Origin of the sequence: Nocardia cyriacigeorgica (genome assembly GCF_010858045.1) — a bacterium.
GTDB classification, from domain to species: domain Bacteria; phylum Actinomycetota; class Actinomycetes; order Mycobacteriales; family Mycobacteriaceae; genus Nocardia; species Nocardia cyriacigeorgica_E.
In genome coordinates this window covers 1-23,661 of sequence record NZ_JAAGVC010000054.1, presented here as the reverse complement: position 1 = coordinate 23,661, position 23,661 = coordinate 1, and the positions used below count along the sequence as shown (strand labels likewise).

General features: G+C 70.1%; 22 protein-coding genes. 7 read left to right on the top strand and 15 right to left on the bottom strand.

Translation table 11 applies throughout. The features are described from left to right. Positions 1 to 38: 38 nt before the first annotated feature. The 3 genes from GV790_RS31700 to GV790_RS26715 all read right to left on the bottom strand — a co-directional run bounded on the left by GV790_RS31700 (position 39) and on the right by GV790_RS26715 (position 4,586). The gene (locus tag GV790_RS31700; RefSeq protein ID WP_163817220.1) at positions 39 to 2,483 is read right to left on the bottom strand and encodes a serine/threonine-protein kinase; all 2,445 of its coding nucleotides are present in this window, start codon (positions 2,481 to 2,483) and stop codon (positions 39 to 41) included. A gap of 69 nt (positions 2,484 to 2,552) precedes the next feature. Then, positions 2,553 to 3,218 (bottom strand): response regulator, encoded by a 666-nt coding sequence (locus GV790_RS26720; RefSeq protein ID WP_036538541.1) that lies wholly within the window; start codon positions 3,216 to 3,218, stop codon positions 2,553 to 2,555. Between the two features lie 111 nt (positions 3,219 to 3,329). Continuing rightward, positions 3,330 to 4,586 carry a sensor histidine kinase gene (locus GV790_RS26715; RefSeq protein WP_163817218.1) on the bottom strand — a complete coding sequence of 419 codons (1,257 nt, stop codon included), beginning with the start codon at positions 4,584 to 4,586 and terminating at the stop codon, positions 3,330 to 3,332. A gap of 167 nt (positions 4,587 to 4,753) precedes the next feature. Here GV790_RS26715 and GV790_RS26710 point away from each other — a divergent pair, with 167 nt between their 5' ends. From GV790_RS26710 to GV790_RS26700, 3 genes are all read left to right on the top strand, one after another. After that, the gene (locus tag GV790_RS26710; protein ID WP_256673545.1) at positions 4,754 to 5,542 is read left to right on the top strand and encodes a hypothetical protein; all 789 of its coding nucleotides are present in this window, start codon (positions 4,754 to 4,756) and stop codon (positions 5,540 to 5,542) included. Positions 5,543 to 5,963: 421 nt separating this feature from the next. Further along, a complete protein-coding gene (locus GV790_RS26705) occupies positions 5,964 to 7,235 on the top strand; it encodes an alpha/beta-hydrolase family protein (protein WP_175586012.1) in 1,272 nt (423 codons plus the stop codon). Between the two features lie 52 nt (positions 7,236 to 7,287). Next, a complete protein-coding gene (locus GV790_RS26700) occupies positions 7,288 to 7,722 on the top strand; it encodes an SRPBCC domain-containing protein (protein ID WP_280212698.1) in 435 nt (144 codons plus the stop codon). A 47-nt stretch (positions 7,723 to 7,769) separates the two neighbouring features. Here the strand turns inward: GV790_RS26700 and gatA are convergent, their stop codons facing one another. Both gatA and gatC read right to left on the bottom strand, forming a co-directional pair. Beyond that, on the bottom strand, positions 7,770 to 9,296 hold the full coding sequence (gene gatA / locus GV790_RS26695; protein WP_163817213.1) for an Asp-tRNA(Asn)/Glu-tRNA(Gln) amidotransferase subunit GatA: 1,527 nt from the start codon (positions 9,294 to 9,296) through the stop codon (positions 7,770 to 7,772). Continuing rightward, entirely contained in the window at positions 9,293 to 9,592 is a 300-nt protein-coding gene (gene gatC / locus GV790_RS26690; RefSeq protein ID WP_163817211.1) for an Asp-tRNA(Asn)/Glu-tRNA(Gln) amidotransferase subunit GatC, read from the bottom strand. Before gatC ends, gatA begins: the two co-directional genes overlap by 4 nt. Positions 9,593 to 10,026: 434 nt before the next feature. Here gatC and GV790_RS26685 point away from each other — a divergent pair, with 434 nt between their 5' ends. Then, the gene (locus GV790_RS26685; protein WP_036538548.1) at positions 10,027 to 10,677 is read left to right on the top strand and encodes an amino acid-binding protein; all 651 of its coding nucleotides are present in this window, start codon (positions 10,027 to 10,029) and stop codon (positions 10,675 to 10,677) included. Between the two features lie 33 nt (positions 10,678 to 10,710). Here GV790_RS26685 and GV790_RS26680 read toward each other — a convergent pair whose 3' ends face one another. The 5 genes from GV790_RS26680 to GV790_RS26660 form a co-directional block, all read right to left on the bottom strand. After that, entirely contained in the window at positions 10,711 to 11,217 is a 507-nt protein-coding gene (locus GV790_RS26680) for a GNAT family N-acetyltransferase (protein ID WP_163817209.1), read from the bottom strand. 50 nt (positions 11,218 to 11,267) lie between these two features. Then, positions 11,268 to 11,603 (bottom strand): hypothetical protein, encoded by a 336-nt coding sequence (locus tag GV790_RS26675; RefSeq protein ID WP_163817207.1) that lies wholly within the window; start codon positions 11,601 to 11,603, stop codon positions 11,268 to 11,270. A gap of 37 nt (positions 11,604 to 11,640) precedes the next feature. Continuing rightward, a complete protein-coding gene (locus GV790_RS26670; protein WP_163817205.1) occupies positions 11,641 to 12,885 on the bottom strand; it encodes an AAA family ATPase in 1,245 nt (414 codons plus the stop codon). Positions 12,886 to 12,943: 58 nt separating this feature from the next. Next, a complete protein-coding gene (locus GV790_RS26665; RefSeq protein ID WP_163817203.1) occupies positions 12,944 to 14,422 on the bottom strand; it encodes an FAD-dependent oxidoreductase in 1,479 nt (492 codons plus the stop codon). A gap of 171 nt (positions 14,423 to 14,593) precedes the next feature. Further along, positions 14,594 to 15,139 (bottom strand): PadR family transcriptional regulator, encoded by a 546-nt coding sequence (locus GV790_RS26660; RefSeq protein ID WP_163817201.1) that lies wholly within the window; start codon positions 15,137 to 15,139, stop codon positions 14,594 to 14,596. Positions 15,140 to 15,185: 46 nt separating this feature from the next. Between GV790_RS26660 and GV790_RS26655 the strand changes: the two genes are divergently transcribed. Then, positions 15,186 to 15,746, top strand: a complete 561-nt coding sequence (locus GV790_RS26655; protein ID WP_163817199.1) for a peptide deformylase — start codon at positions 15,186 to 15,188, stop codon at positions 15,744 to 15,746. A gap of 3 nt (positions 15,747 to 15,749) precedes the next feature. On the opposite strand, the gene GV790_RS26650 is transcribed toward GV790_RS26655, so the two are convergent. From GV790_RS26650 to GV790_RS26630, 5 genes are all read right to left on the bottom strand, one after another. Continuing rightward, positions 15,750 to 17,015, bottom strand: coding sequence for an MFS transporter (locus tag GV790_RS26650; RefSeq protein WP_163817197.1), 1,266 nt, complete (start codon positions 17,013 to 17,015; stop codon positions 15,750 to 15,752). An 8-nt stretch (positions 17,016 to 17,023) separates the two neighbouring features. Continuing rightward, positions 17,024 to 19,135 carry an NAD-dependent DNA ligase LigA gene (gene ligA, locus GV790_RS26645; RefSeq protein ID WP_163817232.1) on the bottom strand — a complete coding sequence of 704 codons (2,112 nt, stop codon included), beginning with the start codon at positions 19,133 to 19,135 and terminating at the stop codon, positions 17,024 to 17,026. Positions 19,136 to 19,308: 173 nt separating this feature from the next. Further along, entirely contained in the window at positions 19,309 to 20,352 is a 1,044-nt protein-coding gene (locus GV790_RS26640; RefSeq protein ID WP_163817195.1) for a methionine synthase, read from the bottom strand. 70 nt (positions 20,353 to 20,422) lie between these two features. Continuing rightward, positions 20,423 to 21,523 (bottom strand): tRNA 2-thiouridine(34) synthase MnmA, encoded by a 1,101-nt coding sequence (gene mnmA / locus GV790_RS26635; RefSeq protein ID WP_163817193.1) that lies wholly within the window; start codon positions 21,521 to 21,523, stop codon positions 20,423 to 20,425. After that, positions 21,523 to 22,749 (bottom strand): cysteine desulfurase family protein, encoded by a 1,227-nt coding sequence (locus tag GV790_RS26630; RefSeq protein ID WP_163817191.1) that lies wholly within the window; start codon positions 22,747 to 22,749, stop codon positions 21,523 to 21,525. The genes mnmA and GV790_RS26630 overlap by 1 nt, the downstream gene beginning before the upstream one ends. 229 nt (positions 22,750 to 22,978) lie before the next feature. On the opposite strand from GV790_RS26630, the gene GV790_RS26625 reads away from it, so the two are divergent. Next, the gene (locus GV790_RS26625) at positions 22,979 to 23,332 is read left to right on the top strand and encodes a hypothetical protein (protein ID WP_163817189.1); all 354 of its coding nucleotides are present in this window, start codon (positions 22,979 to 22,981) and stop codon (positions 23,330 to 23,332) included. Positions 23,333 to 23,419: 87 nt separating this feature from the next. After that, the coding region (locus GV790_RS26620; RefSeq protein WP_163817187.1) for a TetR/AcrR family transcriptional regulator at positions 23,420 to 23,661 on the top strand (242 nt) is incomplete at its 3' end.

Below are 23,661 nucleotides of genomic sequence, written 5' to 3'. Positions count from 1 at the left end.
CGGGCCGTTCGCTATCGGCAACGCCGGCCGTCGGTGGTTTACAGCGGCGCGTCCGCCCACCACTGCATGACGGCGTTCTCCGAGGACAGCCGGCCGAATTCGTCGGCGATCGGACCGGAGTGCCGCACCGAGATCAAGGCATTCGCGCGGATCGGATCGGCACCGCCGAAACCCACCACCAGATGGGTGGTGGTCAGCGGCCCGTCCGGTTCCGGCTCGATCCAGTGGTAGGAGGTGTACGCCGCCCCGCTCTTGGCCCCGGTGCTGCGGGAATTGGGCGGAAGTTCGCCGAGCACAGCCCGCGCATCGTCGGCGTCCTCGTACACCACGATGGTGTAGCTCATGTGCGTATCGGATTCGACGCGGCGACGGCACTCCCACACCGTTGTCCACGGGCGTGACGACAGTGCGCGGTCTTCGATGCGTACCGGATCATCGGGCTCGTAGGCGGTGCACACGGCACCCTGATACCCCTGGCCGGTGTCGGCTGTTCCCTGCGGTAGCAGGCTCGGGAAGATGCGGCGGCTGCGCTCGACCGGATCCTCCTGCGGGGTGATGTCTTTCGCCGGTGTGAACGTCGACGTGGACCCTGCCGAGGCAGCGGCCTCGTCGCTGTCGTCGCCGCCGACCACGAGCACCACGACCGCGAGCACCAGCAGTACCACGAGGAAGCCGACGATGGTGAACACCGCTATCAATGCCGGACTGCTGCCGCGTTTGACCGGAGCTTGTTGCCCCGGATGCGGATTCGGAGCGTACGGAGGTGCGGCGCCGAATCCCGGGCCGCCGTTGTGCGCGGGTTGCCGATGCCCCTGCGGGGCGGCGGTTGCGGGCGCGCCGGACGACCCGTTACCGGCGTCCGGTGACGCCGGTTGTGCGGGTTCGCCTTTGAGCCGAAGCGACGACGCGGCCTGAGATCCGGGATAGGCGGTCACCGTGGTCGGATGGTTGCTGTTGTCGTTGCCGCCGGTGTCAGCGGCGTCGCCGGTACCGGCGGACTCCCCAGGATGACCGGTGCCGCTGGTCGAGTCGCTCACGACCGCACCGCCGGCTCCCGAGTTCCCGGAATCGGTCCCGACGCTGGACCCAGCGGGTGTCTCGTGCCCGTTCGGCCCGGCCTGCTGTGCCTCGGATCCTACTGCGGGATCGGCCTGCCCGCGCGAGTCCGAACCGGACGCGGTCGAGGGAACCGCTTGTGGGGTAACGCTTTCCACAGGTAGCGGCATGGCGCCGGGCTGCCCCCGCGCCGGCGACGGCGCGAAGGAACCGCCGCCCGGCGGTCCGGCGGATGAAGCGACGCCCTGGGCCGCCGGACCACCCGGCTGAGGTGCCTGATCGACGGGCGCACTCTGCTGTACCGCATAGGAGGGCTGCCCGGCCGGCGGAGCCGGAGGAGCCGGAGGAACCTGCGGTGCCGCCGAGCCCGCGCTGGCGGTCTGGTCGGGCATACCGTGCTGGGCCGGATACGGCGGCGCGGCCGGGGTCATCGGCGCCGCCGGCGGGTACTGCGGCATCGGCGCGGCAGCCGGGGCCGGGGGCATCGGCGCGGCAGCCGGGGCCTGGGCCATCGGCGGCACGGCCGGATACCCCGCGACGGGCGGCGGGTAGGCCGCCGGCGGCGCGCCGCGCGGGGGCACCGGCTGATACCCCGGGTTGCTCAGCGCGTGCCGGGCGGCCGCGGCGAATTCCACACACGTGCCGAAACGGTGGCTCGGATGCTTGGCCATCGCGACCGCGAGCACCGCATCCAGAGACTGCGGCAGCCCGCGCCGTTTCACCGCCAGCGGCGGCGCGGCCAGTTGCAGATTGCCGTGGATGATGTCGGCCGGGTTCGGCGAATCGAACGGGGCCATACCGGTGAGCAGCCAATACAGCGTGCACGCCAGCGAGTACTGGTCGGAGCGGCCGTCGAGTTCGGAGCCGGTCATCTGCTCCGGCGAGGCGAAGGCCAGGGTGGCGGTGAACATGCCCTGCTGGGTGAGCTGGGTGGTCTGCGCCCGCAAGCGGGCCAGGCCGAAGTCGGTGAGGAATACCCGTTCGCCGTGGCCCGCGCTGGAACGGGCCAGCAAGATGTTGCCCGGCTTCACATCCCGATGTAGCACGCCGATGCCGTGCGCGTAATCGAGGGCGTCGGCGACCCCTTCGATGATCTGCACCGCACGTTCGGGCGGCAGGGTCAGCGCGGTCACCGACGACGCGTCGGCGCCATCGATGTACTGCATGCTGATCCACTGTTGATCGGCTTCGGTGCCACGGTCGTAGACCGCGACGATGCTCGGATGGTCGAGCTGGGCGGCCAGGTCGGCCTCGCGTTCGAAACGCGCGCGTACCGAGGCGTCGGCGAACAGATCCCGGTTCAGCAGCTTGAGCGCGGTTTGCTTGTCCAGCCGGGGATGACGGGCCAGGTACACCGATCCCATGCCCCCTTGGCCGAGCAGTCGCTCGATGGTGAACCCGGCGAAAACGTCACCGCTGTTGAGCAACGCGACCCCCTTCCGGTGACAGACGGCCCCGTGAGCCTACCGGGCCGCGACGCGTTTGCGGTCAACGCATCAACCAGGGGTGACGAGCCCGGATTCGTAGGCGAGTACCACCGCCTGGGCGCGGTCGCGCAGGTCCAGCTTGGCGAACACTTTCGACACGTGGGTCTTCACGGTCTGCTCGGCGACGAACAGCGCCTCGGCGATCTCGGTATTGGACATGCCCTTGGCGATCAGCTCGAGCACTTCCCGTTCACGTGGGGTCAGCGCGGCAAGGGCGGGAGCCGGTTTGGCGCGGGCGGCGGCGCGGCGACTGGTGACGTCGGCGATGAGGCGGCGGGTGACGGTCGGCGCGAGCAGGGCCTGACCGTCGGCGACCACCCGCACCGCGCGCACCAGTTCCTCGGCAGGTGCGTCTTTGAGCAGGAACCCGCTGGCACCGATGCTCAGCGCCTCGTAGACGTAATCGTCGATGTCGAACGTGGTGAGCATGAGCACCCGCACCGGCGGATCGAAGCCGGCCGCGAGGATGGCGCGGGCGGCGTCGAGACCGTTCATCTCGGGCATGCGCACATCCATCAGCACCACGTCGGGTCGCAGCCGTTTGGCCTCCGCCACCGCGACCTTCCCGTCGGGCGCGTCACCGATCACACTGATATCGGGTTGCGCGGCGAGCAGGGCGCCGAAGCCTTGGCGCACCATCGCCTGGTCGTCGGCGATCAGAACCGTTATAGCCACGCGCCCACCCTAATTGCCGTCGGCGGAAGCAAGCGCCCTGCGCCACGTCCCGCGCCGGGACCGATGACGCGCACGGGCAGCATCCTTCGCCCACCCGGCGATGATCCGGTCTCAGCCCACCGATTCGACGCTCGTCGAGGACGGCACCCCGAGTGCCGGGGCGGGGCCGATCGGCAGCCGGGCGTGCACCTCGAAGCCGCCGTCCGCGCGCGGACTCGCGGTCAGCTCACCGCCCGCGGCCAGCGCCCTGGCCCGCATACCGGTGATGCCGTGGCCGCCGTTGCCGACCGGGCGGGCGGCGGTGGCCCCTGGATCGTTGCTCACCACGATCTCCACATCGGCGGACACGGTGATCCGGACGTGGACGGCGGCGCCCGGCGCGTGCCGGGAGGCGTTCGACAGCGATTCCTGCACGATCCGGTACAGCGCGAGGCCGGTCGTATCCGACACCGCCGACAGCGGCCCGTCCACGTTCCAGTCGATCGCGACGCCGGCGCGGCTCGCACCGAGGAACAGCGTCTCGACGTCGGCGGCGGTGGGTTGCGGCGCGTGTTCGGGCAGCTGGCCGTCGCTGCGCAGCACGCCGAGCATGCCGCGGATCTCGTTGAGCGCTTCGCGGGCGGTGGACCCGATGGATTCGAATTCGGCGCGCGCGGCCGGGGTGACGCCCTCCACCCGGTAGGGCGCGGTCTGGGCCTGCACCACCACCAGCGACATGTGGTGGGCCACCACATCGTGCAGATCGCGGGCGATGCGCGCCTTCTCCTCCAGAATGGCGCGCCGGGCCCGTTCCAGCTCGTTGGCCTCCTCCTGCTGGGTGAGCAGCTGGCGCGACTGCACCAGCCACCGGATCAGCAGCGCGAACAGCACGATGGCGCCGAAGGACACCGGCCACGCCCACACCGACTCGGAGAACGCGCTGTCACCGGCCATGGTGGTGCCGAGCAGCAGCGAGGTCGCGCCCCACACCACCACGATCATCGGCACCGGCGCCCGCAGCGCCACCGCGAACAGCAGCACGTGCAGGGTGATGATGTGCACGACCTGGAACGGGATGTCGTTGCCCGGTGTGTGCGGGATCGCCAGGGCGATCACCAGCGCAGAGCCCGCCGAGATGGCCCAGCCCAGCGACGGGTTGAGCCGGACGAGCAGGACCGGGAAGGCCGCGAGCGCGGCGAGGAACGGTTGCACTGCGGCGGGCACGTCGTGGGTGAGGTGCAGCGTCGGCCAGGCCACGGTGAACAGCACCACCGCGGCGAGCACGGTGAACAGGTCGAACCACATCCTGGCGTTCAGCTGCCGCAGCCGGGCGCGGCGCCGGGCGGCGGGGGTGCTGAGGTCGGTAGTCGCGACAGTCGGGTCCGTCATAGCTACGACCCTAGGAACTCCGGCCCGGGTGGGCCTCATACCGGCGGATGAATTCCGACCCCCTACCCAGGTCCTACCCCGGGTGACCGCTCCCCCGCAGGCACGGCCCGCGAACCGCTCCGCGGCGGGACGCCCCGGTAGACCGCGCGTTCCTAGCGTCGATGATCATGAGCACACCGACCAGCGCCCGTCGCGGTTTCCGCCCGTCGACGCCGGCCGACCCCGCCCGCCCTTGCGCCAGCCGAGTGCGCCGCGGCCGGGTCGCCGCCCTGACCGCCGCCGCGCTGACGACCATGGCGGCCACCGTCATGCTGGCCCCCGCCGCGCAGGCCGCGACCATCGCGCCCGTCCCGCAGGACCCCTCGGCCACCGCCGCTGTCACCGACCTCACCTCCGGCGGCCCCGGTTCGGCCGCCGCCGTCCCCGCCGATTTCGCCGAGGTGATGGGCTACCGCCCCGCGCTGGTCGACGGGCTGCTGGTCGCCCCGCACGGTGACTGCTCGTCACCGGTGCCGTTGCCCGCCGAGTTCGACACCGCCTGCAAGGCACACGACCTCGGTTACGACCTGCTGCGGTATGCCGATCGGCAGGGCGCACCGCTGGGCCCGTGGGCGCGACAGGCGATCGACCGCAGGCTGGGTGAGCGGATGAGCCTGGCCTGCGATACCCGGACCGCACCCTTCGCCCGGAGCCGCTGCCACACCATGGCCGCGGTCGCCGACACCTTTGTCGACCTGAATTCGCGTCGGCAGGGCTACGGCGTCCCGGTCACCGAATCCTTCCTCGGCGGGGCCGGCGCGAGTACGTCCGCCCGGCCCTGGCTGTTCGGAGGCGCCGCGCTCACCGCCACCGCGCTCACCGGCGTCATCGTGCTCGGCCGTGGACGTCGCGCGATCGCGCGCACGCGGCCGGCCGGCCCGGCGTCGTGGGGCGCCGCACCTGTCCCGGCGATCTGAGCGGCACCGAAACCACCATCAGCTGACCCGTCCACCCTTCCGCCGGCACCGTCGACATTCCTTTCAGCACAGCAGAGGTTGCCCGATGAGCGATTCCACGACCCTGACCGCCCGCGTTCGCGCGTCCGAGCGGCCAACCCACCGCCGACCGCAACCGGCCACCCGGCCGCCGGATGGTTCGAGCAGGCGGGCGCATGCCGCGGCCACCCGCGAACAGTCCCCCGCCGCACCCAAGACCCTTGTCGGCCTTCAGAATTCGCCGGAGGCTAGCGTCGCGGCACCTCGGCTCCGTCGCGCCCGGACGGCCGCGCCCCCGCGTCATCGTCGTGGCCGCGAGAGACCGGTCCCGCGCGGGCGCCGCGGGCACGCCCTCCGGGCACCGCGCATCGGCACCACACTGGCCATCGGCGCCGGCACGCTGATGTCCCTCGCGCCCGGTCTGCTGCCGCGGACACCGATGGCCCAGGCGGTGCTGACGGGCCTGCTGGTGGCGCTCGTGCTCGGGGTCGCGGGCGTCGGGCGTTTCATCCTGCGCAGGTGTGGTGTGGCCGGGGACCTGTCCCGGTGGCGGATGCCGGTGCTCGGCGCGACGGCGATGCTGATCGCCGCCGCGACGGCACACGCGGGGCATTGGCAGAACCGGTTGCGCGCGGCGATGGGAACCCCGGCGATCGGACCGGAATACTGGCTGTGGTGCGCGCTCGGTGCGACGGCGATCGCCGGCGCGCTCTACGGCCTGGCTCGCGGAACCGCCTGGGTGGTACGCACTCTCGGCCGCACTCGCACGATCGCCGTCGGCGTGGTGGTGGCCGCGGTGTTCGGTCTGCTCGGTGTGCCCTCGATCGTCGACTGGCGGCGCGGCGCGTACGCAAGCGCCAATGCCGCGATCGATCCCGAGGTGCCGCGCCCGGTCTCGGCGACGCGTTCGGGCAGCGCCGATTCCGCGGTCAGCTGGCCGTCACTGGGCGCGGAGGGCAGGCGGTTCGTCTCCGGGGAGCCGCTCGGGCCGGTGCGGGTGTACGTGGGCGTGCAATCGGCGCCAGACCTGGATTCCCGTGTCGCGCTGGCGGTTCGAGAGTTGGAACGGGCGGGCGGGCTGACGCGCTCGCATGTGGTGATCGCGGTCCCCACCGGGTCGGGATGGATCGATGCCAATGCGATCAAAGGCCTCGACGAACGCTTCCACGGCAACGTCGCGCTGGTCGGCCTGCAGTACTCCTACGCGCCGAGCTGGGCGACGTTCCTGTTCGGCCGTGACGCCGCCGCCGAATCCGCGAGGGCCCTGTTCACAGCGGTAGAGCAACGCATCGCCGGCCTCGCGGTGAAGCCGCACCTGCACGTCTACGGCCAGAGCCTCGGCGCGCTGGGCGGGAGCGCGATCTTCGCCGACGCCGCCGAGCAGGACCGCCGCACCTGCTCGGTGCTGTGGGCCGGGCCGCCCGTCGGGTCCGTGCACCGCACCGGCGCCACCGTGCTGGCCAACTCCTCCGACCCGGTGGTGCACTGGTCGCCGTCGCTGCTGTGGCGTGCCCCGGATCTGAGCGGCGCGCGCGTGGACGCGCCGGTACCGGGCTGGCTGCCGGTGGTGAGCTTCCTGCAGACCACCGCCGACCTGCTCGCCGCCCTGGACGCCCCACCCGGGCACGGTCACCGCTACGGCGCGGACCAGGGCACCGCACTGCCCGACTGCTGAGGCAGGGGTTGACCCCACTGTGAAACAGGTTCTAGTTTTGGGTGTGTTTGTCGTGGACGGAACAGTCGAGATAGCCGCACCCGCCGATGTCGTGTGGGGTGTGATCACCGGATTCGAGCGGTATGGCGAGTGGAACCCCTTCGTCAGCGAATGCCGCTCCACCCTCGAGGTCGGCGCGCCGATCGACATGGTCGTCCACCTCACCGGCTCGAAGCCGCGACGCCAGCGTGAGTTCATCACCAGCCACACTCCCGGCGAGGAGTTCAGCTATTCGATGAAGCCGGTGCCGTTCGGGGCGCTGCACAGCAGGCGCACCCACACTGTCACCGCGCTCGGCGCGGACCGCACCCGCTACGACTCGCATTTCGAACTGGGCGGCTGGTTGAAGCCGGTCGTGGAACTCGCGCTCGGCAAGGCGCTGCGGCGCGGATTCACCGGCATGACCGAAGGCGTTGCGCGACAAGCCGAGCGCCTGCACGCCTCCTGACCGGATGATCCCGCACCGGAGGAACGCGGTGCGGGATCGTCGCGAACTCAGGCGATCGGGCCCCTGGCCGCCTCATAGGCCGCACCCACCCGGTACAGCCGGTCGTCGGCCAGCGCCGGCGCCATGATCTGCAGGCCGACGGGCATGCCGTCGTCCTTGCTCAGCCCCGACGGCACCGACATCGCCGGATGACCGGCCAGGTTGGTGGGCAGGGTGCACAGGTCCGACAGGTACATCGCCAGCGGGTCGTCGACCTTCTCCCCCAGCTTCCAGGGGGTGAACGGGCTGGTCGGCGAGACCAGGACGTCGACCTGCTCGTAGGCGGCGTCGAAATCGCGGGCGATCAGGGTGCGGACCTTGAGCGCCTGGCCGTAGTACTCGTCGTAGTAGCCGGCCGACAGCGCGTAGGTGCCGATCATGATGCGGCGCTTGACCTCGGGACCGAAACCGGCGGCGCGGGTCGCGGCCATCACCTGTTCGGCACTGTGCGCGCCGTCGTCGTCGACGCGCAGGCCGTAGCGCATGGCATCGAAGCGGGCCAGGTTCGACGACACCTCGCTCGGCATGACCAGGTAGTACGAGGACAGCGCGTATTCGAAGTGCGGGCACGACACCTCGATCACCTCGGCCCCGAGCTCCTTCAGCACCGCGACGGCGGCATCGAAGGATTCGAGCACACCGGGCTGATAGCTGTCGGAATGCAATTCCTTGACCACACCGACCTTCACCCCGCGCAGATCACCGCTCGCGCCGGCGCGCGCCGCGGCGACCACCGCGGGGACGGGCACATCGCGCGAGGTGGAATCACGTGGATCGTGGCCCGCGATCACCTCGTGCAGCAGCGCGGTGTCGAGCACCGTGCGCCCGCACGGGCCGCCCTGATCCAGCGAGGACGCGCAGGCGACCAGGCCGAAACGCGAGACGGTGCCGTAGGTGGGCTTGGTGCCGACGGTCGCGGTGACCGCGGCGGGCTGCCGGATCGAGCCACCGGTATCGGTGCCGATCGCCAACGGCGCCTGATACGAGGCCAGCGCCGCGGCCGAACCACCGCCGGATCCGCCCGGGATGCGGGTGGTGTCCCACGGGTTCTTGGTCGGCCCGTAGGCGGAGTTCTCGGTGGACGAACCCATGGCGAACTCGTCCATATTGGTCTTGCCGAGGATCGGGATTCCCGCCTCGCGCAGCCGGGTGGTCAGCGTGGCGTCGTACGGCGACACCCAGCCTTCCAGGATCTTCGACGCGCAGGTGGTCGGCATATCGGTCGTGGTGAACACGTCCTTGAGCGCCAATGGAACTCCGGCCAGCGGGGAGGCCGGCGCCTGCCCCGCGTCCAGCGCGGCGTCCACCGCCGTGGCGGCCTCGAGCGCCTGCTCACCGGCGACGTGCAGGAAGGCGTTGTATTCGCCGTCGACCTCGGCGATGCGGTCCAGATGCGCCTGGGTGACCTGCGTGGAGGTGACCTCGCGGGAGTGGATCTTGCCGGCCAGCTCCGCCGCCGACAGCTGCGTCAAGTCGCGCCCACCCGTCGCCCGGCCACCGCCCCTCACGGAATCGCTCTGCGATGCTGAACTCATTCTTCCTCCCCGAGAATCTGCGGCACCATGAACCGCTGCTCTTCGACCGCGGGCGCACCCGAGAGGGCCTCGTTCGGGGTCAGGCCGGGCACCACCACGTCCGGGCGGGTGACATTGGTCGCCGGGTTCGGCGAGGCGGTGGCGGGGACGTCGGCGGCGGCGACCTCGGAGATGGTCCGCACGTGGCTGAGGATCGAATCCAGCTGACCGGCGAACTGATCCAGTTCGTCGTCGGTCAGGGCGAGCCTGGACAGCCGGGCGAGGTGGGCGACCTCGTCGCGGGAGATGGCGGGCACCGCGGACCCCTTTCGAAAGTTGCGCGTGGACGGACGTGCGTTGCGTACAGCGTCTGATACCGCTGCATACGCGACAGCCACGCATAGCCTAGCGACCGGCCCGCCGCGCCCTTCCCGCGCCCAGCGCGTCGCTCCCTCGGTCGCGCCGACGCCGGCGCCGATCCCGCGCCGAGACAGGTATCCGGTCGGCACATCGCCCACCGCAGCCCTCATCGCGCCGGCGGCACGCCATGGATCGACACCGCTTCGTTCACGACTGGTTCATGTTCGATACATCTACGAGACATCCGACCGACATGCTGAAATCACCGGAAGCATCGGCAAACCGAGTGGATCACGGAAACTTTCGACTCGATAACCAGCGCTCGAGGGTGTAAGGATTGCCAGACCGGGTATACGTTCGCCAGGCTCGGCCGCCAAGGAAAGGACAGCACGTGTCTTACCTGCTCCGCGTGCAACTTCCGGATCGTCCGGGAAGCCTCGGTGCACTCGCACTCGCACTCGGCTCCGTGGGCGCCGACATCCTCTCCCTGGATGTCGTGGAACGCGGGGCAGGCTTCGCGGTCGACGATCTGGTCGTCGAAGTGTCGCCGGGGGCATTGCCCGACACCTTGATCACCGCCGCGGAATCGATCAGCGATGTGCGCGTCGATTCGATCCGGCCGTACTCCGGAGTGCTGGACACGCACCGCGAGCTCGAGTTGATCGACCAGGTCGCCAGCGCCCGCGACGACCGATTACAGGTGCTCGTCGACGGCGCGCCCCGGGTGCTGCGCGTCGGCTGGAGCACCATTCTCGACCTCGGCCCGCAGGGCGCCTACCGCGTCGTCGGCAGCCAGAGTGCCCCGGAAACCCAGGCCTCCTCGGCGCCGTGGATGCCACTGAACAAGCCGACCGTGCTCGATCCCGAGGCCGACTGGGTGCCCGAGATCTGGCGCGATATGGACACCAAACTCGCGGCCGCCCCGCTGGGCGATTCCAGCAAGGTGCTGCTGCTCGGACGCCCCGGCGGACCCGACTTCCGGCCCTCGGAGGTCGCGCGGCTCGGCTATCTGGCCGGCATCGTGGCCACTGTCCTCGGCTGATCCGCGGCTCGACGCGACGACCGAACCCTCCGCTCAGCCGGCCAGGGGCAAGCGCAGCACCGTGAGCGGCTGGCCGTCCTCGGTGTGCCAATTCCGTTCGGGCACCGGGACGAAACCGAATCGGTCGTAGATGCGCCTGGCGTCGACCATCGGCGCCATCGTGGTCAGCACCACCGCGTCGAACCCCTGCGCCGCAGCCATCTCGATCACCGTCCGCACCAGCGTCGTCCCGACCCCGAGACCGCGGGCACGTTTGTCGACGGCGAGCATCCGGAACTCCAATTCGCCGGGCCGCGCGATCTCCGCATACGGCGTCCCCGGGCGGGCCACGGTCAACGAGCCGACCACTCGATCCTCGTGCACCGCCACCAGCACCTGCGCCGACGCCGCCCGATGCTCGACATCGGCGAGTTCGTGCACGTAAGGGTTGCCTGCGGGCACATAGCCCTCGCCGACGTACACCTCGACGGTCAGCTCCGACACTGTCGCGTACTCCCCCGGCAGTGCGTCCCGGACGATCGGCTCGGCATTCACACCCATGCCAGCATCCTGCCATCGCGAGCGCGCCCGGCTCCGGGGCGGGCGCCGGGCTACCCCGCGGCGCCGGGGCTGTACAGCTGCCATTTGTCCGGTTTGCCCGGCGGGTAGGCGACGGTGAAGGTGTCGCCGATGGACGGCCAGTTGTTCACGTCCCAGGCGAAGCGGCCGTAGACGACCGCGCCCTCGACCATCGGACCGGTCAGGTTGCCGGTGATGGTCACGTACTGCTCCCCGGTGAGGTCGTCGGGGCGCGGACTCACCCCGGTGACGTAGAGCGTGCCGACCTCCGGCTCGGACAGCCGGACGCCGCGACGGCCGCGCAGGACCAGCGCGATCATCCCGGCCAGAGCGCCGACCATGATCACCAGCATCGCGAATTCCAGCATGAGCACAGCCTAGTGGCGACCCGGCCGGCGGCGGCGCTCAGCGCTGGGTGAGTTCGCTGGTGCCGTGCTCGGTGCGGCGCAATTGCCAGACCGAGGAGCGGGTCCGGCTCGACCGGCCGTTGCCCCGGTCGATCAGGGTGCGGTTGTTGGTGGTGAAGATCAATTGGGCGCCACGGGCATTGGTTTCGGGGTTCTGGAACAGCTGGATCAGCCGGTCGGTCTCCTCGGCGGGTAGCTGCCCGCCGATGTCGTCGACGGCCAGCACCTTGCCCGAGTCGAGCGCGTCGAGCATGGTCGGCAGCAGCCGCAGCAAGGTGAGCGTGGCGGTGGATTCGTCGCCGATGTGGAACGGGACGTCGATGCCCTCGTGCACCAGCCGCAGCCCGACACCGCGACGGTCCACCATCCGCTCGTAGAGGGCGTCGCGCGCGTTCTTCAGATTGGTCAGCTCGCGTTCCAGCAGCACGGGGGTGACGCCGTTGTCACTGAGCAGCGACTCGGCGTAGGCGGGCGAGGACACCGCCCGCTCGGCCTGCTCGGTGAGCCCGGCGATATCGACGTCGAGTTCGCGCAGGTAATCGGCGTAGAGCGGATCGTTCTCGGCGATCAGCAGATCGGTGATGCCGAGGTCTACGGTGCGCAGCAGGGTCAGCAGCCGGGCGGCGTTCTCCGCGGACCGGGAGATGTGGCTGCCCACCAGGTGTTCGACCCGTTCCGGTTCGACCGGCCCGCGCTGCACCTCGAGCATCGATTCGAACCAGCGGTAGGCAGGCACCAGCGCCTCGGCATACATCTGCCCCGCCAGGCTCAGCAGCAGCGAGTTCGGCCGCACCAGCGGCGCCAGCGCGCTGATCCCGTAGCGCGCCGCCTCGAACATCGGACCGATCTTGATCTGTTCGCCCGTGCGCTCGAACACGATCCGCTTACGCGAACGCGGGTGCGCGTACAGCCATTCCGCGATGACGTCGGCATTGTCGAGTGCGAAGCCATAGGTGTACGGGCAGCCCTCGGCCACGAACGAGGCCACGAACTCGGTCGGGCGATCGGCGAACCCGAGATGCGGCGAACGCACCGGCCCCGCATACGGATCCCAGCCGGTGACCGAATGCAGCACCGCGTCACGCATCTGGCCGAGCGCATCGATCAGGCTGGACTTGCCCGCACCCGCGGCGCCGTGGACCGCCGTCACCGGCACCGCGACCGGGCCGGATCCGCGACTCAACCGCAACTCCTGCCGGTCGGCCAGCGATTTGTGATTGGTCACCTGAAAACTGCGCAGCATGCGGGCCATCCTTCCCGCTCCGCGCAGTTATCGCGACATCGGCTCGCGGCAGGCGCGGCTACTGCGCCGCGGCGGCCCGGCCCGCGCGGCGGCCGAAGAAGGTACCGTCGCCGAGCGAGGTTCCGCTGATATAGCCCCACGAGTGCAGGCCGGAGGTGGCCCGGCCCGCGGCGAACAGGCCGGGGATCGGCTCGCCGTCGAGATCGAGGACGTGCCCGTCGACGGTGGTGCGCAGCCCGCCGATGGTGAACACCTCGGCGCCACCGCCCGCGGTCCCGCCGTCACCGTATTCGGGCGGGGCCATGCCACGGCGCACGTCGATCGCGGCGAACGGTGAGCGCAGCGGCCGCAGCCAGCGCGCCGACTTGTGGAAGTACGGGTCTTCACCGCGCTCGGCGTACCTGTTGTATTCGCCGACGGTGCGCTGCAACGCACCCTCGGGCATGCCGATCTCCTGCTCGAGTTCGGCAAGGGTCTCGGCGACGAAATGTGGCTGCACGCCCCAGCGTTCGTCGACCGGCACCTCTTCGTAGGCCTGCTCGTCGAGGATCACCCACACCCGCAGGTTGTGGGTGAACAGGGCGGCCTGGCCGACCAGACCGGGGTAGACGTCCTCGTTGATGAACCGCTGGCCCACATCGTTGACGATCATGCCGCGCACCATCATCCCCGGCACCAGCGAGATGCCGACCTGTCCGGCGGACATGTGCTTCACCGCCGCGCCGACGGCCTGCGCGATGACGATGCCGCGTCCGTCGTCGCCGCCATCGCTGTTGACACCGAGCCCCACCAGCTGCGGCGCGTGCTGGGCGAGCATCTCCGCGTTGTCGGCGAACCCGCCGGTGGTGAGGACGACACCGCGGCGCGCCCGGTAGGTCACCGTGGCACCGAAATGCCGCGCCGCCACGCCGACGACGCGAGTGCCGTCGACGATCAACCGCAGCGCGGCGGTATCGGTGTGCACCGCGATATCGGTGCGGTCCACGGCCTCGCTCAGCACCGCCATCAGCACCTTGCCGCCGAAGCCGTCGGAGGTGACGCGGTGCCCGCGCGGGGCAGGCGTGGCGATCTCGTTGAACGGATAGGCGTTCTCCCCCATCCACATCAGGCCGTCATCGGTGGGCGGCACCCAGGTCGGCGAATCCCACAGCGAAGGCTTGAACGGTACGCCGTGTCCGGTCAGCCACTGGTAATGCGCGACGCTCTCGCGGCTGTAGAGCCCCACCTTCTCCTGGTCCGCGTCGGGCCCGAGCGCGGCGAGCAGAAACTTCTCCATATCCGCTGCGGTGTCGTCGAATCCGCAGGCCTGCTGGATGGGTGTGCCGCCGCCGAGATACATCTCACCGCCGGACAGCGCCGACGAACCGCCACCGCCGCTCTGCCGTTCCAGCAGGATCACCGCGGCCCCGGCGGCATCGGCGTCGAGTGCGGCGGCGGCTCCCGCGCAGCCGTAACCGACCACGAGGACGTCTGTTTCGTGGTCGTAGGCCGCGATATCGGCGGCGGCGATCGGGGTGACGGGGATGCGGGCGCTCATCCGGTTCTCCTGTGCTCGGCAACTACGTCATCGGCGTGGTGCGGGTCACAGTAGGGTCGGCGGATCGGCGGAGGCAGCGGTGTGTCCAGTCAGTGGGAGACGGGCGCGGCGCCACCCGCCGTCACCCGGCTCGACCACAGACCGGTGCGGCGAGGGGGCCGCGTCGCCGGATCAGTGCGGTTGATCGAGCTTGTCCAGATCTGCCAGGACCTTTTCGTGCCAGTCGATTTCACTGCGGATGCGCATGCGGGCGTGCTCGGCGATGAGGTCGTCGGCCGCGCTCTGATCCGGCCAGCGCCGATCGAGGAGGTGTTCGATGTGCGAGGCACGGGCCCGCAGGGCGGCGATCCGGTCGTCGAGGTAGCCGCGCAACAGTTCCCGGTCGAGATCGGCGCTGACGGCGAGGGCGAGATCGACAGGGTCGGGCCGGATGTCGATCTCGGTGAAGGCTTCATCGCGCAGTGCGCGCAATTCCCGCAAGCCTTCGTCGGTGACCTCGTAGACGGTGCGAGCCGGTAGCGCGCCGGGCTGCTCGGTGCGCAGCGCGCGGATGAGGCCTTCGTCGGCCATCCGGTGCAGAGCGCTGTAGAGCGAACCGGGTTTGACCCGCGACCACAGGTCGGCGCGGTCGAGCCGGGCATCGCGGCGCAGCTGATGGCCGTGCATAGGGCCGCGTTTGGCCAGTGCGGCCAGGACGAACAGCCGAGTCTCGTTCACCGTGCCAGTCTGCCACGAGTACTCGGATTTGAGTACTCTGCATTGCATGACTGTGCGACCCATCCTCATCGCGGGCGATCCCCGGTTGACCACACCGGCCACCCCGGTCACCGTGTTCGACGACGAACTGCGCGCGTTCATCGACGACCTCTTCGAGACCAACACCGCGGCCAATGGCGCCGGACTCGCCGCGAACCAGGTCGGCGATCCCCGCGCGGCATTCGTCTACGACCTGGTCGACGAGGGCGTCCACCACCGCGGACACGTGATCAACCCGGTCCTGGAAACCTCCGCGCTGCCCGAGACCATGCCCGACCCCGATGACGACCTCGAAGGCTGCCTGTCGGTGCCCGGCGAATGGTTCCCCACCGGGCGCGCCGGGTACGCGAAGATCACCGGCGTCGACGTCACCGGAAGCCCGGTCACCGTCGAAGCCACCACCGCCTATCTGGCCCGCTGTTTCCAGCACGAGACCGACCATCTGGCCGGCCACCTCTATCTGGATCGCCTGATCGGCCGCAACCAGCGCGACGCGCGCCGGATGATCAAGGCCAACAACTGGACCGAGCCCGGCCGTTCCTGGCTGCCGTCCGAACCGGCCCGCTGAACGTCACTGCTGTGCCGGTGACATGTGGCGCCAGGGAAGCAGCACCGAACTCGCGATGACGACGATCGCGGCGACGGCGATGGCGCACCGCAGCCCGACCGCGGCCGCGAGCAAACCACCGGCGGCGATGAACAGCGGCTGCGCGCATTTGGAGCTGATCGACCACGCGGTGCCGACCCGAGCCATCTGCCCGTCGGCGGTGTTGTTCATCCGGAATGTGGTGAACACCGGGTTGAACACACCCGCGCAGAACAGCAGCAGGGTTTCGGTGGCGATGATGATGACCAGGCCGAGCGGATTCGGGCCCGCGAGCAGCAGCGGCGCGAGCCAGCAGGTGCGCAGGGCGCCGAATCCGAGCAGCACGGTCCGTTCGCCGAAGGCGCGGACCAGTCCGGGTGCGCAGATCGACCCGATCAACCCTCCCACGCATGGCAGGCCGAGCGAGAGCCCGTATGGCCAAGGCGCGAAACCCAGTTCACGCAGCATGAGCAGCGCCATCAGCGGTGTGGTCATCAGGATGGACCCGCCGAAGACCATCGCGTTCCAGAACAGCCGATGCAGCGCCGGATGGCCGAAGATAACGGCCCAGCCGGTGCGGAGCTCGGCGAGCCGATGACGGTGCGGGCGTCGGCCGGGCGGGTTCGGCTCGGGGGTGCGGATGCTGCGGATTCCGAGCGCCGCGAGCAGATAGCTGACGGCGTCGATGAGGACGGTGAGCGTCAGACCGAAGATCGCGATGAGCGCGCCGCCGACCGGCGCGCCAAGGGTGGAGGCGGTCCAGAACGTCGTCTCCATCCGGCTGTTGGCGCCGATTCGCTGCTCCTGCGGCACAAGCGATTTCAGGTACGCGCCGTTGGCGGCGTTGAAGACGATCGCACACACCGTCTGCACCGTGACGACCACGCACAGCTGCGCGTAGGTGAGCACACCGAGCCATGCGGCCGCGGGCACACTGGCCAACGCCGCGAAGACGAGCAGGTCCGCCCACACCATGATCGGGCGTTTCCGCCGGAAATCGATGAACGAACCCATCGGCAGGGCGATGGCCGCGCTCGCCGCGCCTGCCATGGCCGCCAGTAACGACACCTGCAGGTTCGAGGCGTCGAGCACGAGGATCGCCACCATCGGTAGCGCGCCGGCGCCGAGCGCGGTACCGATCTGGCTCACCGTGTAGGCGCCCCATAGCCGGTAGAAATCCGGGGAGAGCCGCTGGGCCGGTGCTAGGACAGCGCCGGTCGACCGGCCGCGCTCGTCGAGTCGTCCCCCCATCCCGCGCGCTACTCGGCGGGCGTCTCGATCTCACTCGACGCGGGCCGCACCGCGTCCGGGCCCGATTCCAGCAGGGTGCGGAAACCGTCTTCGTCGAGGATGGGGACGCCGAGTTCCTCGGCCTTGGCGGCCTTGGATCCGGGGGAATCGCCGACCACGACGAAGGCCGTCTTCTTCGATACCGAGCCAGCGGCCTTACCGCCGCGCACCATGATCGCTTCCTTGGCACCGTCGCGGGAGAAGCCTTCCAGCGAACCGGTGACGACGATCGACAGGCCTTCGAGGTTGCGTTCGATGGACTCGTCGCGTTCGTCCTCCATCCGCACCCCGGCGGCCCGCCATTTGTCGACAATGGCGCGATGCCAGTCGACGGTGAACCATTGCGCGACCGCGACGGCGATGGTGGGGCCGACGCCGTCGGTGGCCGACAGCTCCTCGACCGAGGCCTCGCTGATGCGCTCCAGGCTGCCGAATTCGGCGGCGAGCGCGCGGGCGGCGGTGGGGCCGACGTGGCGGATGGACAGCCCGACCAGCACCCGCCACAGCGGGCGGTTCTTGGCCGCGGCGAGATTGTCGAGCAACCGGCGCCCGTTGGTGGAGAGTGTGCCGTTCTTGTTGACGAACAGCGAGGTGGTGAGCAGGCGCTCATCGGTGAGGTCGAACAGATCGCCCTCGTCGGTGATGGCCCCGGATTTGAGCAGGTCGACGGCGGCCTCATAGCCGAGCGCCTCGATGTCGAAGGCGCCGCGCCCGGCCATGTGGAAGACCCGTTCACGCAGCTGGGCGGGGCAGAACCGCTGGTTGGGGCAGCGGATATCGGCGTCGCCTTCCTTCTCCGGGGCGAGTTCGGTGCCACATTCGGGGCAGTGGGTCGGCATCACGAAGGCGCGTTCCTCGCCCGTGCGGGCGTCGACCACGGGCCCGAGCACCTCGGGGATCACGTCGCCGGCTTTACGGATGGTGACCGTGTCGCCGATGAGCACACCCTTGCGCTGCACCTCCGAGGCGTTGTGCAGGGTGGCCATCGCGACGGTGGACCCGGCGATGCTCACCGGCGCCATCACCGCGAACGGGGTGACCCGGCCGGTGCGGCCGACATTGACCTGGATATCGAGCAGCTTGGTGGTGGCTTCCTCGGGCGGATATTTGTACGCGATGGCCCAGCGCGGGGCCCGCGAGGTGGAGCCGAGTCGGCGCTGCAGCGCCATTTCGTCGACCTTGACGACCAGGCCGTCGATCTCGTGCTCGATATCGTGGCGATGCTCGCCCCAGTAGGCCACCCGTTCCAGCACCGCGTCGACGCCCTGCACCAGCTTGGTGTGCATGGACACCGGGAGCCCCCACGCGGCCAGCGCGTTGTAGGCCTCGTGCTGCGAACTCGGCGTGTATCCCTCGATGCGGCCGAAGCCGTGGCAGATCATCCGCAACCGCCGCCGCGCGGTGACCGACGGGTCCTTCTGGCGCAGCGAACCCGCGGCGGTATTGCGCGGATTGGCGTAGGGCGGTTTGCCTTCGGCGACGATGGCGGCGTTCAGCGTCTCGAAGTCCTCGAGCCGGAAGTACACCTCGCCGCGGACTTCCAGCAGATCCGGAATCGGGTGATCGGGGTGGGCGGTGAGCTCGCCGGGAATGTCGTCGATGGTGCGGGCATTGAGGGTGACGTCCTCACCGGTGCGTCCGTCGCCGCGGGTGGCGCCGCGCACCAGCTTGCCCTTCTCGTACACCAGATTCAGCGCGACACCGTCGATCTTCACCTCGCACAGATAGTGCAGGCCCGGCCCGGTTTCGGCCTCCACGCGCGCGGCCCAGGAGCGCAGCTCGTCGAAATCGAAGGCGTTGTCGAGCGACAGCATGCGTTCGAGATGGTCGACGGCGGTGAAATCGGTGGCGAAACCGCCGCCGACCAGCTGGGTCGGCGAATCGGGCGTGCGCAGATCCGGATGCGCCTCCTCCATGGCCAGCAGCCGCTGGAACAGCGCGTCGAACTCGCCGTCGGAGATGATCGGAGCGTCACGCACGTAGTAGCGGAACTGATGCTCGCGCACCTCGTCGGCCAGTTGCTGCCATTCCTGACGCTGCTGCGAGCTCGCGGACTCGGCAGCCGGCGCGGCGGCATCCATGGCAGGCACGGTCTCCTCGGGCGCTGAGGTGGCGGGGCTTCCGGTGTCACTCACGAGTCGAACATTAGCCGAGCCCACCGACAATTCCCGCCACGTTCACGCACGTCCACGCGCTGCCGCGACTGCGCACCGGGCGGATACGCCGGCGCGAGGCCCTTCGGCGCGCCGCCGGTCTAACCGTCGAACGACAGCGACTCCGGTTCATCGGAGTACGCGGTCGCGACGTCCCTGGCGAGGGCAAGCGCACGCCGAGCCCAGTCGAGCGGCGCCGTCGCCAGACCACAGGCCGGCGACACCAGGATCTGGTCGGCGAGGGTGCGGCGGGGGAAGCCGAGCCGGTCGATCAAACGCACTCCGGGCTCGGCGATCTCGCGCCAGCCGAGCGGCGTGGCCGGCGCTGTGGTCGGCACCAGGCCGAGGACCAGCTGTGTGCCGCCATCGAGGAGCTCGCCGATGGCGTCGAGTTCGGCGGTGCCGATGGTGGCCAGATCGAAGCCGACGGCCGTCGCGGCGCAACGCCGCAGCAATGGCAGGGCGGGCGGGGCGGCGCAGGTGTGGACAAGGACGGGAACGTTCTGTGCGGCGATGACGGCATCGAGCAACGCGAGCGCCTCGGGTTCCGGCAGCGCGCGCACGGTGTTGAGCACGCTGACGCCGCGCAGCGATCCATTGAGTACCGCGGTCAGGCCGGGTTCGTCCAATTGCAGCACGACCTCGGCGTCGAGGCGTTTGCCCACGTCGGCCACGTGCTGGGCCAGGCCCTCGGCCAGTGAGGCGGACAGATCGCGCAGCGCGCCCGGATCGGTGAGCGCCCGGTGCCCGGAGCGCAATTCGACCTCGGCGGCCAGCGTCAGCGGGCCGACGGACTGCACTTTGACCGTGCGGCCCGAGCCGCGAAGGCCCGCCGTCTCCCACGCCTCGTCGAGCGCGTCGAGATCGGTGCGCAGCAGATCCGACGCGCGGCGCGAGGTCGCGCCCGGGCGGTCCGCGAGCCGGTAGCCGCGCGGTGTGGTGTCGAACCGCAGGTCGACCAGCAGTGCCGAGGCCCGGCCGATCATGTCGGCGCCCACCCCACGGTCGGGCAGCTCGACCAGATGCGGCAGACCCGGCAGTTCACCCACCGAGATGGCGGCCGCCTCGCGAGGATCGGTGCCGGGCCATGAGCCGATGGCGGTCGCGACGCCTGCGGGCAGGCCCGCTCGTGTTTCCGTGCTCACAGTTCACCTTCGCCCGCGATGTCGCAGCTCGCACCAGGCAGGCCCGGCCACCGGGCGACGACGGTGTCGGTCACCGATGCGCGCCGGACGCGGCCGTGCGCGCGGTCGCCGCGATGGTGCCGCTGCCGATCACCCGATCGCCGTCGGCGTCGGGCTGGTACAGCACCACGGCCTGGCCGCGGGCGACACCGGTGAGCGGCTCACGCAGCTGCACCGTCAAGCCGGAACCGGTGGCCTCGGCGACCGCCGGGGCGGTGCCACCGTGCGCGCGCACCTGCACCACGCATTCGATCGGACCATCCGGCGCCGAACCCGAAGTCCAGATCGCGCGATCGGCCTCGATCGTCCACACCTGCAGCTCCTCGGCCGAACCGACCTTCACGGTGCCCGAGTCGGGGTCGATCTCGGTGACGTAGCGCGGCTTGCCGTCGGCGGCCGGGCCCGGCAGACCGAGGCCCTTGCGCTGGCCGATGGTGAAGCCGTGCACGCCGTCGTGGGTGGCCAGTTCGGTGCCGTCGGAATCGACGACGGCACCGGGCCGGATGCCGATCTTGGCGCCGAGGAACGCGCGGGTATCACCGGAGGGGATGAAGCAGATGTCGTGGCTGTCCGGCTTGTTCGCGACCGCGAGTCCGCGCTCGGCGGCCTCCGCGCGGATCTGCGGCTTCGGGGTGTCGCCGACCGGGAACATGGCCCGCGAGAGCTGCTCGGCGGTCAGCACGGCCAGCACATAGGACTGGTCCTTGTCGGCGTCCACCGCGCGGCGCAGCACGCCATCGGACAGGCGGGCGTAGTGGCCGGTGACGACGGCGTCGAAACCGAGGGCGATCGCGCGATCGGCCAAGGCGGAGAACTTGATCTTCTCGTTGCAGCGCAGGCACGGGTTCGGGGTCTCCCCCGCCGCGTAGGCCGCCACGAAATCGTCGATCACGTCTTCCTTGAAGCGGTCGGCGAAATCCCAGACATAGAACGGGATCCCGAGCACGTCGGCGGCCCTGCGGGCGTCACCGGCATCTTCCTTGGAGCAGCAGCCCCTGGAACCGGTGCGCAACGTGCCCGGTGTGGCCGACAGCGCCAGATGGACGCCGACCACCTCGTGGCCCGCGTCGACGGCGCGCGCGGCGGCCACCGCCGAATCCACACCACCGCTCATCGCGGCGAGTACTCGCATCAGAGGCCTCCCTTCGCACCGGCCAGGCCCGCGGCCCTGGCTCGTTCGACGACTTGCGGCAGCACCTCAAGCAGCGCCTGCACATCCGCGCCGGTACTGGTGTGCCCCAGCGAAAAACGCAATGATCCGCGCGCCTGCCACGGCTCGACGCCCATCGCGATCAATACATGGCTGGGCGAGGCGACCCCGGCATTGCAGGCCGAGCCGGTGGAGCATTCGATACCGGCGGCATCGAGCAGCATCAGCAGCGAATCGCCCTCGCAGCCTGCGAAGGTGAAGTGCGCGTTGCCTGCGAGCCTGCGCTCGTCGTGCGGGCCGTTGAGCACGGCGTCGGGGATCAGCTCCCGCACGCCGGCGATCAGTTCGTCGCGCAGCCGCGTCAATTCGACGGTGCGTGCGGGCAATTCGCTCACCGCCTCGTGCAGGGCGGCCGCGAGACCGACCGCAGCGGCCACATCGACCGTGCCCGACCGCAGATCGCGCTCGTGCCCGCCACCGTGCAGCAGCGGCACGCACGGCACCTGCCTGCCGAGCAACAGCACGCCGATCCCGTGCGGACCGCCGACCTTGTGCCCGGCGAAACTCGCCGCCGACAGTCCGCTGGCACCGAAGTCGATCGGCACCTGCCCCGCCGCCTGCACCGCGTCGCTGTGCATGGGCACGCCGAATTCGGCTGCCACCGCGGCGAGTTCGGCGATCGGCTGGATGGTGCCGATCTCGTTGTTCGCCCACATGACGCTCACCAGCGCGACCTCATCGGCGTGCGCCATCAGCTCCGCGCGCAGGGCGGTCACCGACACCACACCGTCGACGTCGACGGGCAACCACGTCACGCTGGCACCCTCGTGCTGTTCCAGCCATTCGACCGTATCGACCACCGCATGATGCTCGATCGCGCTGGCGATGATGCGGGTGCGGCGCGGATCGTCATCGCGGCGGGCCCAGTAGATGCCCTTGACCGCGAGATTGTCGCTTTCGGTGCCGCCCGCGGTGAAGATGACCTCCGACGGCCGCGCGCCCAGATCGGCGGCGATGGATTCGCGCGCCTCTTCCACCCGCCGCCGCGCCGCCCGTCCCGATCCGTGCAGCGACGAGGCGTTCCCGACCAGTCCCAGCGCAGCCGTCATCGCCTCGATGGCGGCGGGCACCATGGGTGTGGTCGCCGCATGATCGAGGTAGACCGTCTTGGGCGCAGCGTTGACCGGACCCGGGAAACCCGACTTCATGACCAGTAAAGGATAGCCGTCACCGGCATCCGGTTATTCCCGGCCGGTCGCCGCTCGTCAACGGTGAGCCGGACCACCGGCCAACATCCGGATCGTATACCTATTGATCGTGCCGTTATTCAGCGGTACATTACTCGTCGATAGATGGTTGCGGCTCTCCCGAACGGGCCCGCGATCACCACGGCCGGGCCGTTCCGGCTCGGCGACCGTATCGAACGAGGTAATTCCGATGAGCCGAAACAATCACTTGCACAACCGCACCCGGCGCACTCTCGCCAGGATCGCGGTGGCCTCCACACTCGCTCTCGCACCGATCACCGCACTCGCGGTCCCCGCCTTCGCGGCGCCCGTCGCGCTGGAACCGGCGGACGGTCTCGACGCCGCCGAACGGCCCGGTCACGGGCGTCATGGCCACGGGCATGGTCACGGCCACGGCCACGGCCACGGCGGGCACGGCAGCTGGAATCGCGGCCACGACCACGATCACGACTGGAACCGGGGCCGCCACGGTCGCCACGACTGGGATCGAGGCCACCACGGCCGTGGGCATTTCCCGCTGCCATCCACCGGTAGCGCTTTCTGACCTGGCGCAACGCCGAACACGGCGGGCACAGGACCGCCTTCCGATCACTGCTTGAATCACTGATTGAAACGTGTTCTACTCGGTGTCATGAGTCGAGTCGACACCGATACCCGGGAGCGGCTGCTGGCGGCCGCCGAGCGCCTGCTGCTCGAATCGGGCTATGAGCGGGTATCCATTCGCGCGGTGTGCGCCGCGGCCGAGGTCAACCCGGCCGCGGTGCACTACCACTTCGGGTCCAAGCAGGCGCTGGTCGCCGCGTTGTTGCAGAGCAGGCTCGGACCGCTGTGGGAGGCGTCGCTGGACGATCTCGCCGAGCGGGCGGCCACGGT